We start from the raw sequence: 15,169 nt of genomic DNA, 5'->3' as shown, positions 1-15,169 counted from the left end.
ATACGACATTGAAGGAGACGCGCAGCAAACAACCGGATATCACGCCGGACATGTTGTTGCGCGCCTACTCGATCGGTCTCTTCCCCATGGCCGACTCGGCCGACGATCCTGAACTTTTCTGGGTCGAGCCCGAGATTCGCGGCATCATTCCGCTGGACCGGTTTCACGTCTCGCGCAGCCTCGCCAAGGCGATCCGCAGACGTCCCTTCGACATTCGCTTCGATACGGCCTTCGCTGAGGTCATGGAGGGGTGCGCGCAGCCCGCACGGGACAGGCCGACGACCTGGATCAACGACACGATCCGCTCCCTCTATGCGGCCCTGCACCAAATGGGCCATGCGCACAGCGTCGAGGCATGGGAGGGAGACGTACTCGTCGGCGGGCTCTACGGCGTTTCACTCGGCGCAGCCTTTTTCGGCGAGAGCATGTTCTCGCGGCGCACCGACGCATCGAAGATCTGCCTCGTCCATCTGGTCGAGCGATTGAGGTCCAAGGGATTTCGGCTCCTCGACACGCAATTCACGACCGAACACCTGAAGTCCTTCGGCGCAGTCGACGTGCCCAAGGCTCAGTACGAAGTTCTGCTCGCGAAAGCCATAGCTTCGCCAAATCTCGAATTCTGAGGATCATGCCTTCTCAAGGAAAGGCTTATGCTTTGCGTCGCTCCAGTGAGTGGCAGGCAAAGAGAGATGGATCGCAGGAGGCGCCTTGCCAAGTGCTCTATTGCTTTGCCGCCGTGTCCGGCGGGGGGACGTCCGACGAGGTCTTGCAGGACTGCAGCCAAACGTCATAGACGGGGTGCTCGACCGCATTGAGCCCCGGGCTGTCGGCAAACATCCAGCCGGTGAAGATGCGGCGGATCTTCCGGTCGAGCGTGATTTCGTCCACCTCCACAAAAGTGGTCGTCTTCGGCGCTTCCGTTTCGTCGCGGCTGTGGCAAACGCGCGGCGTTACCTGCAGCGCACCGAATTGCACCGTTTCGCCGATATAGACGTCAAAACTGGTGATGCGGCCGGTGATCTTGTCGATGCCGGAGAAGACCGCGACGGCGTTGGAAAGGCGCGCCGCCTGCGCGGTTTCGACGGCAGACGTCACCGGAGCGGCAAGGAGAAGGGCAATGGCAGCAAACCGCCCTCCCCGGCCAATCAAATCCCGCAGACAGAAACCCGCCATTACCGCCAATCCCCCGCACATTGCTGTTAGTCCCGGATGGACTTCAGGCGCTAAACCCGAAATGTGGCTGCGCCGTGATCGTCCCGAATGTCGCGGGATGATACCCGAAGAGCCCAGGCTCAGGAGCGCGGCGTCCAGGCGTCGTAGTCGCCGGTCACACGCGGGCGCTTGCCGGCGCCGGCAATCGACCCCTTCGGCCGATAGGCACCGGGCGTGCCGGTCGGGTTGGCGCGGTGGGGCTTCTGCCACTCGCGTACGACATATTTCTCGTCGGCGGGGGAGACGTCGGTGCGGTGGTGCATCCAGCCATGCCAGCCCGGCGGGATCGCAGACGCCTCGGCAGGGCCGTTGTAGATCACCCAACGCCGCGTCCGGCCCTCGGAGTCCGTGCCGCCCTGGTAGTAGACGTTACCGAACTCGTCTTCCCCGACGCGCTGGCCATGGCGCCAGGTGTGAAACCGGGTACCGATCGTCTGTCCGTTCCACCAGGTGAAAATCTGCAGCAGGAGCTTCATAGGCATCGTCCTTTACCGGCCGATGGGAGCCAGCCGGATGTCAAAATCTCGCCCCAGCTTATGCCGCGCCGCTTCCGGCTTGTCCAGTGATTCCGCTCTTGGCTGCGGGGCATTTCACCTGCATCTGGCGGCCGAAGCGGGTGTGTCGCATCGATGCGAGCGGCGTCAAAGGTCAGGAAAGACGCTTTTCGAAGATGAGCGCCGGTATGCCGGACTGCTCGTCGCCGCAACTGGATGTTTTTGCGACTTCCACAAATCCGTGCGCGCGATAAAAGGCGAGCGCGTGCAGGTTCTGCGGCTCCACCTCCACCCGCATGCGTTCCGCGTCCGGGAAACAGGTCTCGAGCTCCGCGAACATGTCGCGACCGACGCCATGGCGTTGATACTTCGGCAGCACATAGAGCTGGTGCAACACGGCTGTCTTTTCCAGCGACTCGGACATGGCGGCATAGCCCATCCCGGCAAGCTCGCTGCCGTTGTCGGCGACGACAAACTCGGAGTGCTTGCGCTGCAAGCGCGCGCGCAGGGCCTCGACGGAATGCCACTTCGCCGTCAGTTCATTGACCTTTTCGACACCGTAGAACGTATCGTAGGTCGCGTGCCACGTCTCGGCTAGCAGAGCGCGAACCTTTTCGAGGTCGCGCTCGCTCGCGGTACGGACGAAGAACATCGTCACTCCTCGATGCCGAGCTTGGATTTTACGAGGGCCTGCACCGCCTGCGGATTGGCCTTGCCGCCGGTTGCCTTCATCACCTGCCCGACGAACCAGCCGGCGAGCGACGGCTTCGCCTTGGCTTTTTCAACCTGGTCGGGATTGGCGGCGATGATCTCGTCGACCGCCTTCTCGATCGCACCGGTGTCGGTGACCTGCTTCATACCGCGGCTCTCGACGATCTCGGCCGGATCGCCTCCCTCGCTCCAGAGGATTTCGAAGAGATCCTTTGCGAGCTTGCCGGAAATGGTGCCGTCCTTGATGAGATCGATGATACCGCCGAGCTGCGCCGGCGAGACCGGCGTTTCCTCGATGGTCTTTCCGGCCTTGTTCAGCGCGCCGAGAAGATCGTTGATCACCCAGTTCGCCGCCGCCTTGCCGTCACGGCCTTCGGCCACGGCTTCGAAGTAATCGGCAATCGCCTTTTCCGAGACGAGAACGGACGCATCGTAAACGGACAGACCGAGATCGCGAACGAAGCGTTCCTTCTTGTCGTCCGGCAATTCGGGAAGATCGGCCTTGAGAGCTTCCACGAAGGCATCGTCGAACTCGAGCGGCAGGAGATCCGGATCGGGGAAGTAGCGGTAGTCGTGCGCCTCTTCTTTCGAACGCATGGAGCGGGTCTCGCCCTTGTTGGCATCGAAGAGACGGGTCTCCTGGTCGATCGCGCCGCCGTCTTCGAGGATGGCGATCTGGCGACGGGCCTCATATTCGATCGACTGGCCGACGAAGCGGATCGAGTTGACGTTCTTGATTTCGCAGCGCGTGCCGAAAGCTTCGCCCGGGCGGCGAACCGAGACGTTGACGTCCGCGCGCATCGAGCCCTCGTCCATATTGCCGTCGCAGGTGCCGAGATAACGCAGGATCGAGCGGAGCTTGGTGAGATAGGCTTTCGCCTCGTCCGACGAACGCAGGTCCGGCTTCGAGACGATCTCCATCAGCGCGACGCCCGACCGGTTGAGGTCGACATAGGACATGGCGGGATGCTGGTCGTGCATCGACTTGCCGGCATCCTGCTCCAGATGCAGGCGCTCGATGCCGATCTCGACGTCTTCGAACTGCCCCTGGCGATCCGGACCGACGGAAATGATGATCTTGCCTTCGCCGACGATCGGATCCTTGTATTGCGAGATCTGATAGCCCTGCGGCAGGTCCGGATAGAAATAGTTCTTCCGGTCGAAGATCGAGCGATTGTTGATCTTTGCCTTCAAGCCGAGGCCGGTGCGCACGGCCTGCTTGACGCATTCCTCGTTGATGACCGGAAGCATGCCGGGCATTGCGGCATCGACCAGCGAAACATTGGCGTTCGGCTCCGACCCGAACTCGGTCGACGCACTGGAGAACAGCTTCGAATTGCTCAGCACCTGCGCATGGACTTCCATGCCGATGATGACCTCCCAGTCGCCGGTGGCGCCTGGAATGAAGCGTTTCGGATCAGGAGTGCGGACGTCGACGATGCTCATGTCATGCTCTTCTTTGAAGCCTGAATTCGTGGTTTCTCGGTAGAGCAATTGATCCCACGGTGCAAGCTTGTAAGGCGCGGCCGCACATGGGGCACTGGACAATGCCGGCTCTCGCAGCCGGTCATTGCAACCTTGACGATTGCGCGGCGATCTCCTAGAAAGCGCGATATCCGACAGGAGTCTTTATGTTCCATCAGTCTGAGTCCCGGTAAGGGCCCTGCCCGCTTCCACTGAAAAGCGTGCATGGGCCGGAAACGTAAACCCCGCTCTTCTCACGAAGAACGGAACGTTTTCCTGCGTTCTGACGAACGCCATTCCGGAACACTCCAACGATGGACATTTCACGCGCCGAACAGCGCATTCTTCACCATTTGGCCCAGGGCGGCCGCATTGAAATCACGCGCGAAGGCAAGGCGATCGCGGACGTTCGCTGCTTTACGAGAGACGGCTGGGTCTATCCCGGTGTCGATCTCGAGCTTTTCCGTAAGCTGAAACGAAAGAGAGCGATCAAATCGTCGGCCGGTAAGCCCTATCGCATCACCGAACGCGGACTGCATCTGGTCAGATCGGAGCTCAACAACCGCTGAGCGCCGGCGATCCGAATTGCACCGGATGCCGGAGATATCGTCTCCGGCATCCGATGCGGTCGGTTTGCCGCGATTTCGACAGATTACGCCTCTTTACGCCGTCACCACCATTTGGAGGGCGTGAAGCGGCCGGCTGCCTGTTCGATGACATGGGCCGTCTTGAACAGCGTTTCTTCTTCGAAGGGCTTGCCGATGAGCTGCAGACCGAGCGGCAGCCCCTTGCGGTCGAGCCCGCCCGGCACCGCGATACCCGGAAGGCCGGCCATGTTCACCGTCACGGTGAAGATGTCGTTCAGGTACATCTTCACCGGATCGGATGCGAGGTCCTCGTCGGCAATGCCGAAGGCGGAGGACGGCGTGGCCGGCGTCAGGATCGCATCGACACCCGCCTGGAAGGCGAGCTCGAAGTCGCGCTTGATCAAAGTCCGGACCTTCTGCGCGCGCAGGTAATAGGCATCGTAATAGCCGGCGGAGAGTACGTAGGTGCCGATCATGATACGACGCTTGACCTCCTGGCCGAAGCCGGCGGCGCGCGTCTTTTCATACATGTCGATGATGTCCTTGCCGTCGACGCGCAGGCCGTAGCGAACGCCGTCGTAACGCGCGAGGTTGGACGACGCTTCGGCCGGAGCGACGATGTAGTAAGCGGGCAGCGCGTATTTCGTATGCGGCAGCGAGATATCGACGATTTCGGCGCCGGCATCCCTGAGCCAGGCGATGCCCTGCTGCCAGAGCGCCTCGATATCCTCCGGCATGCCGTCGACGCGGTATTCCTTCGGAATGCCGATCCGCATGCCCTTGATCGACTGGCCGATCGAGGCTTCGTAGTCCGGCACCGGCAGATCGACGGATGTCGTGTCCTTCGGATCGATGCTCGCCATCGACTTCAACAGGACCGCCGCATCGCGCACGTCGCGGGCGATCGGGCCCGCCTGGTCGAGCGACGAGGCGAAGGCGACGACGCCCCAGCGCGAGCAGCGTCCGTAGGTCGGCTTGATGCCGACGGTGCCGGTGAACGCCGCCGGCTGGCGAATCGAGCCGCCGGTATCGGTCGCGGTGGCGCCGGCGCAAAGACGCGCCGCGACCGCGGCCGCCGAGCCGCCGGAAGAGCCGCCGGGAACCAGGTCCAGATTCGAACCTTTAGCGCGCCACGGGTTCTTGACCGGTCCGTAATAGGAGGTCTCGTTAGACGAGCCCATGGCGAACTCGTCCATGTTAAGCTTGCCGAGCATGACGGCGCCGTCGTTCCAGAGGTTCTGGGTCACGGTCGACTCGTAGCGCGGCTCGAAGCCGTCGAGTATGTGGCTGCATGCCTGCGTGTGGATGCCCTCCGTGCCGAAGAGATCCTTGATACCAAGCGGGATGCCCTCGAGCGCGCCGGCCTTACCGGCCGCGATGCGGGCGTCCGATGCCTTCGCCATCTCGCGCGCCTTTTCCGGAGTGACGGCGACATAGGCGTTGATCGTCTGGTTGGCTGCCTCGATCGCGGCAAGATAGGCGTCGGTCAACTCGACCGCGGTGATCTCCTTGGCGGAAAGCTTCGCGCGGGCTTCGGCGATCGTGAGGCTCGTAAGGTCGGTCATGGTGCAATCGGACTTTCGCATTCAAAACGGCGGGGCGGACGGCGGGTGGTTATTCGACCACCTTCGGAACGAGGAAGAAGTTGCGATCCGAGTTCGGCGCGTTGGCGACAATGTCGTCCGCCTTGTCACCATCCGCGACGATGTCGTCGCGCTTCTTCATCTTCATCGGCATCACCGACGTCATCGGCTCGACTCCGTCGACATTCACTTCGGAGAGCTGCTCGACGAAGCCCAGGATACCGTTGAGTTCGCCGGTCATCCGCTCGGCTTCCTCATCGCTGACGGCGATGCGGGCAAGGCGCGCGACGCGCTTCACGGTGGCAAGGTCTACGGACATGATCGTCTCCGGTATCGCAAAGTTTCCCCCGCTATAAAGGCGAGTTGCACAACGTGCAACTCGCGAATAGCGCCGACCGGTTTCCGGTTCGGCTGCGCTCCTCTTCAGAGGGTTACTGCGCCACCGACCTCGGGGAGGGCGACCAATGTCGAGGCACCGTCCATGCCCGCAACGAAGGTCTCCGGCGTCTGGTCGATGATCGGGAAGGAGCCATAGTGGCAAGGGATCGCCGTATTGAACTTGAAGTAACGCTGGCATGCGAGCGCGGCCACGGCACCGCCCATGGTGAAACGGTCGCCGATCGGCACGATGCCGATTTCCGGCTCGTGCAGTTCCTGCACGAGCGCCATGTCGGAGAAGATGTCCGTGTCGCCCATGTGATACAGCGTCGGCTCGTCGTCGAAATGGAGAACAAGGCCATTGGCGTTGCCGAGCGAATGCGAAACGCCGTCGTCGGTGATTTGCGCCGACGAGTGCAGCGCGTTGACGAATGTGGCCGTGAAGCTCCCGAGCTGGATGGTTCCGCCCGTATTGCCCGGCTCCAGCTTCGAAATACCCTGCCGGCCGAGCCACATGCAGAGGTCGAAATTGGCAAGGACCGTCGCCCCCGTTTCCTTGGCTATGGCAACGGTGTCGCCGACGTGGTCGCCGTGGCCGTGGGTGAGCAGAATGTGGGTCAGTCCCGCCGTTGCGGCCTTGCGCTCCTCGTCCCGAAAGGCGGGATTGCCGGTGAAAAACGGATCTATCAGGATTTTGGCTTTCGCCGTTTCGATGTGGAAGGCGGAATGTCCCAGCCATTTGATGTTCATGATGTTCTCCTCAGATCGCGCGCGGCACCCCGGACGAGTTGGGCGATAAAATCGTTCGATTTATGTCTAGGACAAGCATATGGATCAGACCAGCGCACTGGAAAGATCGAATCGGTAAATCCCATGGCAATTCTCACGATGGAGGAACTCGCGGAGCGGCTGCCGCCCTATCGGTCGGTGGCCGGCCTGGATCTCGGGACGAAAACGATCGGCCTTTCGGTTTCCGATCTGGGGCGGCGCTTTGCGACGCCGCGCGATGTGATCCGCCGCGTCAAGTTCGGCGCCGACGCGCAGGCGCTCCTGGCCTTTGCGGAGAAGGAAGGGATCGCGGCCTTCATCATCGGCTTGCCGGTGAACATGGACGGATCCGAGGGGCCGCGCTGCCAGGCGACGCGTGCCTTCGTGCGCAATATGGGGGAAAAGACGGATATCCCCTTCGTCCTATGGGACGAACGCCTGTCGACGGTGGCAGCCGAGCGGGTACTGATCGAAATGGACGTATCGCGTAAAAAGCGGGCCGAACGTATCGACTCGGCAGCCGCTTCCTTCATTCTTCAGGGGGCGCTGGATAGATTGGCATCGCTGGCGAGAGGCGCTTCCGGCGATCGTGACGCACCGTAACGGCGCCGATACCAGGCCGCGATCTGCCGCCGCTTCCTGAGCGCGACAAGGCCGAACACGATCAGGCTGTCGACGATCATGGCCCGGGCGACGAGCGGCGGAATGGTTTCCGGCGGCATTCCCAGGATTTTCCCGTAAACCCGGAAGACGAGCTCATGCGCCTCCCGCGTCAGCATGAAGACGCCGAAGCTCATGTCGTAATAGGAGAGCCCGTACCAGCCCGTAAGCAGCATCACGGGACCGCCCCAGAAGATCAGCAACCACTTCATGAAGCGCCCCTCTCCGGCTGATGGCCGCGCAGAAGCGAGCAGATCGCACGATCAAGCAGGACGAACGTGGTCAGGACGGCCGCGAGGCTCGCTATGTCGAGCGCCAGGCCGGCAAAAAACATCACCATGATGATCAGCAAGGCAGCTCTCACCGGCCGCTCCGTTCCATCCTTGAAAAAATCGCACCGCCAGTATCTCCGCCTCGGAGGCAGAAGCGCAACGTAAACCATTTGTTAAGGTTAATATTCACGGTGAAAGGCGGCTTGCGGCCGCCGGTCCAGCGGCCTACAGCGAGTTCTGCGCACCTCATAAGAACGCGCGGCGCTACGTGCGTGAACCTGCCTGGAGCCCTGATGACCATCGTCTTCGAAAGCATTCTGCCCGTCTTCCTGCTGGTGATCCTTGGTGTCGCGCTCCGGCGCTCTACGCTTATAGACCAGGGGCTATGGATCGGGCTCGAGCAGTTCGGCTATTATTTTCTCTTTCCCGCGCTGCTCTTCTCGACGCTGGCGAAGGCGGACTTGGCCGGACTCGAGGCTGATGCGACGGCCGTCGCGACGGTCGGCAGCGTGACTTTGATGTCGGCCGCCCTCCTCTCGGCCTGGCCTCTGCTGCGTCGAAGCGGCATTTCGGGCCCCACCTTCACGTCGGTCTTCCAGACGGCCACGCGATGGAATGCCTTCATTGCACTGGCGGTCGCTGAAAAACTCTTTGGCGCGGTTGGACTCAGCCTGACGGCCCTCGTCATGGCACTGCTCATCATCCCGATCAATTTCTACAATATCGCCGTTCTAACCTGGTTCGGCGGCGGCAGCCGTGGCATCGGTTTTTTCTTTTTGAAGATCATCACCAATCCCCTGATCATCTCGTCGGCGCTCGGGATATTGTTCAACTTGACGGGCATCGAACTCTATGAGCCGGTGATGACGGCGGTCGACATGCTGGCGAGCGCTTCGCTCGGGCTTGGTCTGATCCTGGTCGGGGCCGGCCTCAAGGTCGCCGACGCCCTGAGCCCGAGCATCCCAGCCCTGTTCGCGGTCGTGCTCAAGCTGATCGTCATGCCGGTGTTCATGGTGGGCGGCAGCGCGCTTCTCGGCATCCGGGGGGATGCCCTGCTCGTCATCGCCGTGGGTGCGGCCGTCCCCACCGCCATGAACGGCTATCTTCTGGCCAAACAGATGGGGGGTGACGCGGAGCTTTACGCCTCCGTCGCCACGATCCAGACGGCGGCCTCCTTCCTGACGATACCGCTCGTGCTCTTCGTTACGGGCTATGTCGCGGCCGGATAGAGCAAATCGAGGACATAGGCCGAATCGAAGCGCGAATCGAGCATGCCGTAAGTCGAGCGCCAGCCGGCGGCCAGGCGCGATTCCAGAAACGCATCGGCGATGCGCCCGGCCCCGAGCCTGTAGAGTTCGGCAGCCGCCGCCGCCAGCGCCAGTTGCTCGACCAGCATGCGTGCCGCGCCCTCGTCGCGCTCGCAGAGCGACATGGCGGCACGCAGAACCTCGATCGTCTTGCGCCCGGCGGGACCCAGATCGCGGCCGATCGTTGCGAAGAGCTGCTCGAACAGTTCCTTGCGGCGCCCGAGCACCCGCAGGACGTCGAGCGCCATAACGTTGCCGGAGCCTTCCCAGATCGCATTGACCGGCGCTTCGCGGTAGTGGCGCGCAAGCGCCCGCTCCTCGACATAGCCGTTGCCGCCCATGCACTCCATGGCCTCGTAGATCAGCGCGGGGGCGATCTTGCAGCACCAGTATTTCGCGACCGGCGTCATGATGCGGGCGTAAGCGGCATCCTCGGCGCTGCCATGGGCATTATCGAAGGCTTCGGCCAGGCGGAACGACAGCGCGCTTGCGGCCGCGACATCCAGGGCCATGTCGGCGAGCACTCTGGTCATCATCGGCTGGCTGACAAGCGCTTTGCCGAAAACCTTGCGGCCGCGGGTATGATGGACGGCTTCGGCGAGCGATGCGCGCATCATGCCGGCCGAGGCCAGCGCGCAGTCGAGCCGCGTCAGCGTCACCATGTCCAGGATCGTACGGATACCGGCATCCGGCGTACCGAGCAGGAAACCGAAAGTGTCGGAAAACTCGACCTCGGAGGACGCATTGGATCGGTTGCCCAGCTTGTCCTTCAGGCGCTGGAAACGCAGACCGTTGGCCCCACCGTCCTCCAGCAGCCGTGGGACCAGGAAACAGCCGAGCCCCTCCCGGGTCTGTGCCAGCATGACGAAAGCGTCGCTCATCGGCGCGGACATGAACCATTTGTGTCCGGTGAGGCGATAAATGCCCTCCCCCACCCGTTCGGCCGTGGAAGTATTGGCGCGCACATCCGTGCCGCCCTGCTTCTCGGTCATGCCCATGCCGATCGTGACCGCGGATTTCTGCATCCACGGCCGATTGGACGAATCATATTTGCGCGAGAGGATCTTCGGCGCCCATTCCTTCTGGACGGCGGGGGAAGCGGTAATCGCCGCGACCGAGGCACTCGTCATCGTCAGCGGGCAGAGATGGCCGCATTCGAGCTGCGCGGTCAGATAGAAACGGATCGCCCTTACCTTGTGCGAGCGGCCGCGCTCATCGGGCAGGTTCTCCCAGGCGGAAGAATGCAGGCCGGTCGTCATGGATCGGCGCATCAGCGCATGCCAGGCGGGATGGAACTCGACGACGTCGAGGCGCTCCCCGCGCGGCCCGTGCGTCTTCAGCTTCGGCACGCCTTCATTGGCCATTCGGGCCAGTTCCTGCGCCTCGGGCGAAGTCACATAGCGCCCAAGCCCATCGAACTCGTCGCGCAGCGTCTTCGGCATGCTGGACGTGATGTCGACCACCAGCGGGTCGGAGCGAAAGGCGTTGACACCGGACCAGGGCTTGGGCTGGTTCAGTTCTGCAAGTTTTTGTTCTGTCCGGTTCATCTGATTCATGGGCCGGTTTTAGAGCCTTTCCTGTCCAAATGGAAACAATTCTGTCGGCCCAAGTTTTCTTCGGAACGGGCGGCGCGCCGCTTGCCGCGCCGGGGTCCACGTTCTATAGAGCGACCGAATTCCAGAAATGCAAGGGCGGCCCATGATCACCTTCCCGCATCGCCACCTGCTCGGCATCAAGGGGCTGACGGAACAGGATATCACGCTCCTGCTCGATCGCGCCGACGAGGCCGTCAAGATCTCTCGACAGAGGGAGAAAAAGACCTCCTCGCTGCGCGGGCTCACGCAGATCAATCTGTTCTTCGAAGCCTCGACCCGGACCCAGTCTTCATTCGAGCTCGCCGGAAAGCGGCTCGGCGCCGACGTCATGAACATGTCCGTCGGCAATTCCTCGGTGAAGAAAGGCGAGACGCTGATCGATACGGCGATGACGCTGAACGCCATGCACCCGGACGTGCTGGTCGTTCGCCACTCGTCGGCCGGGGCTGCCTCGCTGCTTGCCCAGAAGGTCTCCTGCTCGGTCGTCAACGCCGGCGACGGCCAGCACGAGCACCCGACGCAGGCGCTGCTCGACGCGCTGACGATCCGGCGCGCCAAAGGCAAGCTCTCGCGGATCATCGTGGCGATCTGCGGCGACGTTCTCCACTCGCGCGTCGCCCGCTCCAACATCCTGCTTTTGAACCAGATGGGCGCCCGCGTGCGGGTCGTCGCGCCGGCGACGCTGCTTCCCGCCGGCATCGCCGAGATGGGCGCCGAGGTCTACCACTCCATGGCCGAGGGCCTCAAGGATGCGGACGTGGTGATGATGCTGAGGCTCCAGCGCGAGCGCATGGCCGGCTCATTCGTGCCTTCGGTGCGCGAATACTTTCATTACTACGGGCTGGACGCCGAGAAGCTCAAGGTCGCGAAGGACGACGCGCTCGTCATGCATCCGGGGCCGATGAACCGCGGTGTCGAGATCGCCTCGGAGATCGCCGACGGGCCGCAAAGCGTGATCGAACAGCAGGTCGAGATGGGCGTCGCCGTGCGCATGGCCGTGATGGAAACATTGCTTCTCTCCCAGAACCAGGGGCCGCGCCTATGACCAGACCACTCGTTCTGCAGAACCTCCGCATCGTCGATCCTTCGCGGAACCTGGACGAAACCGGCACCGTCATCGTCGGGGACGACGGCCGTATCCTCGCGGCGGGGAAGGATGCGCAGAACCAGGGCGTACCTGCGGACGCCTTCGTCAAGGACTGCGCCGGTCTCACCGCCGTTCCGGGCTTGGTCGATGCGCGCGTCTTCGTCGGCGAACCGGGCAGCGAACATCGCGAGACGATCGAGTCGGCCTCGCGTGCCGCGGCGACCGGCGGCGTCACTTCTTTCATCGCCATGCCGGACACCGATCCGGTGATCGACGATATGGCGCTGGTCGAATTCGTGCGGAAGACCGCGCGCGACAAGGCGCTCGTCAACGTGCATCCGGCGGCGGCCCTGACCAAGGGACTGCTTGGCCAGGAGATGACCGAGATCGGGCTGCTTCGCGATGCGGGCGCCGTCTGCTTCACCAATGGGCGACAGCCGGTACACGATACGCTCGTGCTTCGCCGCGCGATGACCTACGCGCGCGAGTTCGGTGCCGTCGTTGCGCTCGAGACCCGAGACAGGTATCTCGGCGCCAACGGCGTCATGAATGAAGGGCTGCTGGCGAGTTGGCTCGGCCTTCCCGGCGTTCCGCGCGAAGCCGAGATCATTCCGCTCGAACGCGACCTGCGCATCGCCGGCCTGACGCGTGCGGCCTATCACGCAGCCGAAATTTCCGTTCCCGAATCGGCCGAGACCATTCGCATCGCCCGCGAGAACGGCACCAACGTCACCTGCGGGATCTCGATCAATCATCTGACCCTGAACGAGAACGACATCGGCGAGTACAGGACTTTCTTCAAACTCTCGCCGCCTTTGCGCACCGAGGACGATCGCGTCGCAATGGTCGAGGCGCTGGCCAACGGAACGATCGATATCATCGTCTCGTCCCATGATCCCCAGGATGTCGACACCAAGCGCCTGCCCTTCGCGGATGCGGCGGACGGGGCGATCGGTCTCGAAACACTGGCGGCAGCGGCGCTGCGGCTCTACCACAGCGGCGAAGTGCCGCTGATGCGGCTGATCGATGCTCTGTCCACCCGTCCGGCCGTGATCTTCGGCCTGGATGCCGGCACGCTGAAGCCCGGCGCCCGGGCCGACATCGCCGTCATCGACCTTGACGAGCCTTGGGTTCTCCACAAGGAGACACTCGTCTCACGCTCCAAGAACACGCCTTTCGAAAATGCACGCTTTACCGGACGGGTCGTCCAAACCTATGTTGCGGGCGAACTCGTGCATTCGGCATAACCGGCGCGAGTCAGCGGAAGGGGGGACCGGTGGACATGTTTTCCTGGCAGTTGGGGCTGCCTTCGACGCTCGCATGCCTTGTTTTCGGTTATCTGCTGGGCTCGATCCCGTTCGGCCTCATCCTGACGCGGATGGCCGGCCTCGGTGACGTACGCAAGATCGGCTCCGGCAATATCGGCGCGACGAACGTGCTCAGAACCGGCAACAAGAAGCTTGCCGCCACGACGCTGCTGCTGGATGCGCTCAAGGGCACGGCTGCCGCGGCGATCGCATCCTACTGGGGTGTCGAAGCGGGCATCGCCGCCGGTTTTGCCGCCTTTATCGGGCACTTGTTTCCGGTCTGGCTTTCGTTCCGGGGCGGCAAGGGCGTTGCCACCTATATCGGCGTACTGCTCGGCCTGGTGCCGGTGATGGTGCTCCTCTTCGCAGTCATCTGGCTGGCAATGGCAAAGATCACCCGCTACTCATCCCTGTCGGCGCTCGTCGCTACCGCTGTCGTCCCCATCGCGCTCTATGCAGCCGGCCACGGCAAGGTGGCCGTGCTCTTTGCGGTCATGACGGCCATCGCCTGGATCAAGCACCGCGCCAACATCCAGCGCCTTCTGAGCGGCACCGAAAGCCGGATCGGAGAAAAGGGCTGATGCCGCCGGGCGCTCGACGTGCCGGGATGGCGCTGAGCGAACGGCAGAAAATCGCATGGTTGCGGCTGATCCGAAGCGACAATGTCGGCCCCGCAACCTTCCGCGATCTGATCAGCCATTTCGGCAACGCAGAGAAGGCGCTCGAGGCGCTGCCGGAACTTTCGCGTCGTGGCGGGGCGGACCGGTCCTTTCGCGTCGCTACGGTGGATGAAGCCGAGCGAGAACTCGAGGCCGCACACCGGTTCGGCGCCGTATTCGTGGGCATCGGCGAGCCCGATTATCCGGATGCGCTCAGACAGATCGACGGCGCCCCGCCTCTTCTCGCGACGAAGGGCAATTTGAAGGCGGCGGCCCGCCCCTCGCTTGGGATCGTCGGCTCACGCAATGCCTCGGTCAGCGGCGCGAAGTTCGCGGCGATGGTCGCCCGCGACGCCGGAGCTGTCGGCTATGTCATTACATCAGGGCTCGCCCGCGGCATCGACACCGCCGCCCACCGCGCCAGTCTGCGGACAGGCACGATCGCCGTGCTCGCGGGTGGGCTCGACCGCCCCTACCCGCCGGAAAATCTCGGCCTGCTGCAGGAAATCGTCTCCGGCGAGGGGCTGGCGGTCAGCGAGATGCCCTTCGGCTGGGAACCGCGCGCCCGGGATTTCCCGAGGCGGAACCGGCTCGTCGCGGGCATCAGCCTCGGTGTTGCGATCGTCGAAGCCGCGAGCCGTTCAGGGTCACTGATCACTGCGCGTTACGCCGCCGATTTCGGCCGCCTGGTCTTTGCCGTGCCCGGGTCGCCTCTCGATCCGCGCTGTCACGGCACCAACGATCTCTTGAAACAGGGCGCGACCGTCACGACCTCTTCGGCGGACGTGATCGAGGCATTGGCGCCTCTCAGCCGCGACGATCTTTTCTCGCGGCTGGACGTGAAGGAACCGGGTATCGAGGAACCGCGATCGGTGCCGCCGGCCCCGGACGACACCGATCGCGCGCGCGTCGTCGAGGCTCTCGGGCCGACGCCGGTCGAGATCGACGATCTCATTCGGTATACGGGGCTTGCCGCACCGCAGATCCATATGGTGCTCGTCGAACTGGATCTTGCCGGTCAGCTCTGCCGGCACGGAGGCAATCTCGTATCGCTCGCGACCGCCGAATGACGGCTCGGATCCTTC

General features: G+C 63.1%; 18 protein-coding genes. 8 read left to right on the top strand and 10 right to left on the bottom strand.

Going from position 1 to position 15,169, the window contains the following annotated elements:
• Positions 1-8 precede the first annotated feature (8 nt).
• Positions 9-623 (top strand): leucyl/phenylalanyl-tRNA--protein transferase, encoded by a 615-nt coding sequence (gene aat, locus AC5J09_RS18750; protein ID WP_018094889.1) that lies wholly within the window; start codon positions 9-11, stop codon positions 621-623.
• A 97-nt stretch (positions 624-720) separates the two neighbouring features.
• Here aat and AC5J09_RS18745 read toward each other — a convergent pair whose 3' ends face one another.
• The 4 genes from AC5J09_RS18745 to gatB all read right to left on the bottom strand — a co-directional run bounded on the left by AC5J09_RS18745 (position 721) and on the right by gatB (position 3,863).
• Positions 721-1,173, bottom strand: a complete 453-nt coding sequence (locus tag AC5J09_RS18745) for a DUF2155 domain-containing protein (RefSeq protein WP_018094888.1) — start codon at positions 1,171-1,173, stop codon at positions 721-723.
• A gap of 119 nt (positions 1,174-1,292) precedes the next feature.
• Positions 1,293-1,688: an NADH:ubiquinone oxidoreductase subunit NDUFA12 gene (locus AC5J09_RS18740; protein ID WP_018094887.1), complete on the bottom strand. Its 396-nt coding sequence runs from the start codon at positions 1,686-1,688 to the stop codon at positions 1,293-1,295.
• 172 nt (positions 1,689-1,860) lie between these two features.
• Entirely contained in the window at positions 1,861-2,358 is a 498-nt protein-coding gene (locus AC5J09_RS18735) for a GNAT family N-acetyltransferase (RefSeq protein ID WP_494298200.1), read from the bottom strand.
• 2 nt (positions 2,359-2,360) lie between these two features.
• Positions 2,361-3,863, bottom strand: a complete 1,503-nt coding sequence (gene gatB / locus AC5J09_RS18730) for an Asp-tRNA(Asn)/Glu-tRNA(Gln) amidotransferase subunit GatB (RefSeq protein WP_018094885.1) — start codon at positions 3,861-3,863, stop codon at positions 2,361-2,363.
• Positions 3,864-4,195: 332 nt separating this feature from the next.
• On the opposite strand from gatB, the gene AC5J09_RS18725 reads away from it, so the two are divergent.
• Complete coding sequence (locus AC5J09_RS18725) at positions 4,196-4,450, top strand: YjhX family toxin (protein ID WP_018094884.1); 255 nt, start codon at positions 4,196-4,198, stop codon at positions 4,448-4,450.
• Between the two features lie 101 nt (positions 4,451-4,551).
• Here the strand turns inward: AC5J09_RS18725 and gatA are convergent, their stop codons facing one another.
• From gatA to AC5J09_RS18710, 3 genes are all read right to left on the bottom strand, one after another.
• Entirely contained in the window at positions 4,552-6,033 is a 1,482-nt protein-coding gene (gene gatA / locus AC5J09_RS18720; RefSeq protein ID WP_100672220.1) for an Asp-tRNA(Asn)/Glu-tRNA(Gln) amidotransferase subunit GatA, read from the bottom strand.
• A 49-nt stretch (positions 6,034-6,082) separates the two neighbouring features.
• Complete coding sequence (gatC, locus tag AC5J09_RS18715) at positions 6,083-6,370, bottom strand: Asp-tRNA(Asn)/Glu-tRNA(Gln) amidotransferase subunit GatC (protein ID WP_494298199.1); 288 nt, start codon at positions 6,368-6,370, stop codon at positions 6,083-6,085.
• A gap of 104 nt (positions 6,371-6,474) precedes the next feature.
• Positions 6,475-7,179, bottom strand: coding sequence for a metal-dependent hydrolase (locus AC5J09_RS18710; protein WP_494298198.1), 705 nt, complete (start codon positions 7,177-7,179; stop codon positions 6,475-6,477).
• A 123-nt stretch (positions 7,180-7,302) separates the two neighbouring features.
• Between AC5J09_RS18710 and ruvX the strand changes: the two genes are divergently transcribed.
• On the top strand, positions 7,303-7,800 hold the full coding sequence (ruvX, locus tag AC5J09_RS18705) for a Holliday junction resolvase RuvX (RefSeq protein WP_018094881.1): 498 nt from the start codon (positions 7,303-7,305) through the stop codon (positions 7,798-7,800).
• Here the strand turns inward: ruvX and AC5J09_RS18700 are convergent.
• Together AC5J09_RS18700 and AC5J09_RS18695 are read right to left on the bottom strand one after the other, a co-directional pair.
• Entirely contained in the window at positions 7,734-8,069 is a 336-nt protein-coding gene (locus AC5J09_RS18700; protein ID WP_275596409.1) for a DUF6105 family protein, read from the bottom strand. The two genes, ruvX and AC5J09_RS18700, sit on opposite strands and share 67 nt — an antisense overlap.
• Complete coding sequence (locus AC5J09_RS18695) at positions 8,066-8,221, bottom strand: hypothetical protein (protein WP_100672279.1); 156 nt, start codon at positions 8,219-8,221, stop codon at positions 8,066-8,068. Before AC5J09_RS18695 ends, AC5J09_RS18700 begins: the two co-directional genes overlap by 4 nt.
• 201 nt (positions 8,222-8,422) lie before the next feature.
• On the opposite strand from AC5J09_RS18695, the gene AC5J09_RS18690 reads away from it, so the two are divergent.
• Positions 8,423-9,358: an AEC family transporter gene (locus tag AC5J09_RS18690; RefSeq protein ID WP_494298197.1), complete on the top strand. Its 936-nt coding sequence runs from the start codon at positions 8,423-8,425 to the stop codon at positions 9,356-9,358.
• On the opposite strand, the gene AC5J09_RS18685 is transcribed toward AC5J09_RS18690, so the two are convergent.
• Complete coding sequence (locus tag AC5J09_RS18685) at positions 9,340-10,992, bottom strand: acyl-CoA dehydrogenase family protein (RefSeq protein ID WP_018094879.1); 1,653 nt, start codon at positions 10,990-10,992, stop codon at positions 9,340-9,342. The two genes, AC5J09_RS18690 and AC5J09_RS18685, sit on opposite strands and share 19 nt — an antisense overlap.
• 142 nt (positions 10,993-11,134) lie before the next feature.
• Here AC5J09_RS18685 and AC5J09_RS18680 point away from each other — a divergent pair, with 142 nt between their 5' ends.
• The 4 genes from AC5J09_RS18680 to dprA are packed head-to-tail and all read left to right on the top strand — an operon-like array spanning position 11,135 to position 15,154.
• Positions 11,135-12,076, top strand: a complete 942-nt coding sequence (locus tag AC5J09_RS18680) for an aspartate carbamoyltransferase catalytic subunit (RefSeq protein ID WP_003533035.1) — start codon at positions 11,135-11,137, stop codon at positions 12,074-12,076.
• On the top strand, positions 12,073-13,365 hold the full coding sequence (locus AC5J09_RS18675; RefSeq protein WP_494298196.1) for a dihydroorotase: 1,293 nt from the start codon (positions 12,073-12,075) through the stop codon (positions 13,363-13,365). Before AC5J09_RS18680 ends, AC5J09_RS18675 begins: the two co-directional genes overlap by 4 nt.
• Positions 13,366-13,394: 29 nt before the next feature.
• Positions 13,395-14,006 (top strand): glycerol-3-phosphate 1-O-acyltransferase PlsY, encoded by a 612-nt coding sequence (plsY, locus tag AC5J09_RS18670; RefSeq protein ID WP_100672215.1) that lies wholly within the window; start codon positions 13,395-13,397, stop codon positions 14,004-14,006.
• Positions 14,006-15,154 carry a DNA-processing protein DprA gene (gene dprA, locus AC5J09_RS18665; RefSeq protein ID WP_494298195.1) on the top strand — a complete coding sequence of 383 codons (1,149 nt, stop codon included), beginning with the start codon at positions 14,006-14,008 and terminating at the stop codon, positions 15,152-15,154. Before plsY ends, dprA begins: the two co-directional genes overlap by 1 nt.
• Positions 15,155-15,169: the final 15 nt, after the last annotated feature.

The organism is Sinorhizobium sp., assembly GCF_059070375.1.
The sequence above is the reverse complement of the archived record's forward strand: the minus strand, read 5'-3'. Positions and strand labels throughout refer to the sequence as shown.

Bases quoted from the DNA above. Each gene is read 5' to 3' on its own strand.
- AC5J09_RS18735 (WP_494298200.1), bottom strand. From the start codon at position 2,358: ATGTTCTTCGTCCGTACCGCGAGCGAGCGCGACCTCGAAAAGGTTCGC.
- AC5J09_RS18745 (WP_018094888.1), bottom strand. From the start codon at position 1,173: ATGGCGGGTTTCTGTCTGCGGGATTTGATTGGCCGGGGAGGGCGGTTT.
- AC5J09_RS18685 (WP_018094879.1), bottom strand. From the start codon at position 10,992: ATGAATCAGATGAACCGGACAGAACAAAAACTTGCAGAACTGAACCAG.
- gatA (WP_100672220.1), bottom strand. From the start codon at position 6,033: ATGACCGACCTTACGAGCCTCACGATCGCCGAAGCCCGCGCGAAGCTT.
- dprA (WP_494298195.1), top strand. From the start codon at position 14,006: ATGCCGCCGGGCGCTCGACGTGCCGGGATGGCGCTGAGCGAACGGCAG.
- gatB (WP_018094885.1), bottom strand. From the start codon at position 3,863: ATGAGCATCGTCGACGTCCGCACTCCTGATCCGAAACGCTTCATTCCA.
- AC5J09_RS18675 (WP_494298196.1), top strand. From the start codon at position 12,073: ATGACCAGACCACTCGTTCTGCAGAACCTCCGCATCGTCGATCCTTCG.
- AC5J09_RS18680 (WP_003533035.1), top strand. From the start codon at position 11,135: ATGATCACCTTCCCGCATCGCCACCTGCTCGGCATCAAGGGGCTGACG.
- AC5J09_RS18700 (WP_275596409.1), bottom strand. From the start codon at position 8,069: ATGAAGTGGTTGCTGATCTTCTGGGGCGGTCCCGTGATGCTGCTTACG.
- AC5J09_RS18725 (WP_018094884.1), top strand. From the start codon at position 4,196: ATGGACATTTCACGCGCCGAACAGCGCATTCTTCACCATTTGGCCCAG.
- gatC (WP_494298199.1), bottom strand. From the start codon at position 6,370: ATGTCCGTAGACCTTGCCACCGTGAAGCGCGTCGCGCGCCTTGCCCGC.
- ruvX (WP_018094881.1), top strand. From the start codon at position 7,303: ATGGCAATTCTCACGATGGAGGAACTCGCGGAGCGGCTGCCGCCCTAT.
- AC5J09_RS18690 (WP_494298197.1), top strand. From the start codon at position 8,423: ATGACCATCGTCTTCGAAAGCATTCTGCCCGTCTTCCTGCTGGTGATC.
- AC5J09_RS18710 (WP_494298198.1), bottom strand. From the start codon at position 7,179: ATGAACATCAAATGGCTGGGACATTCCGCCTTCCACATCGAAACGGCG.
- AC5J09_RS18740 (WP_018094887.1), bottom strand. From the start codon at position 1,688: ATGAAGCTCCTGCTGCAGATTTTCACCTGGTGGAACGGACAGACGATC.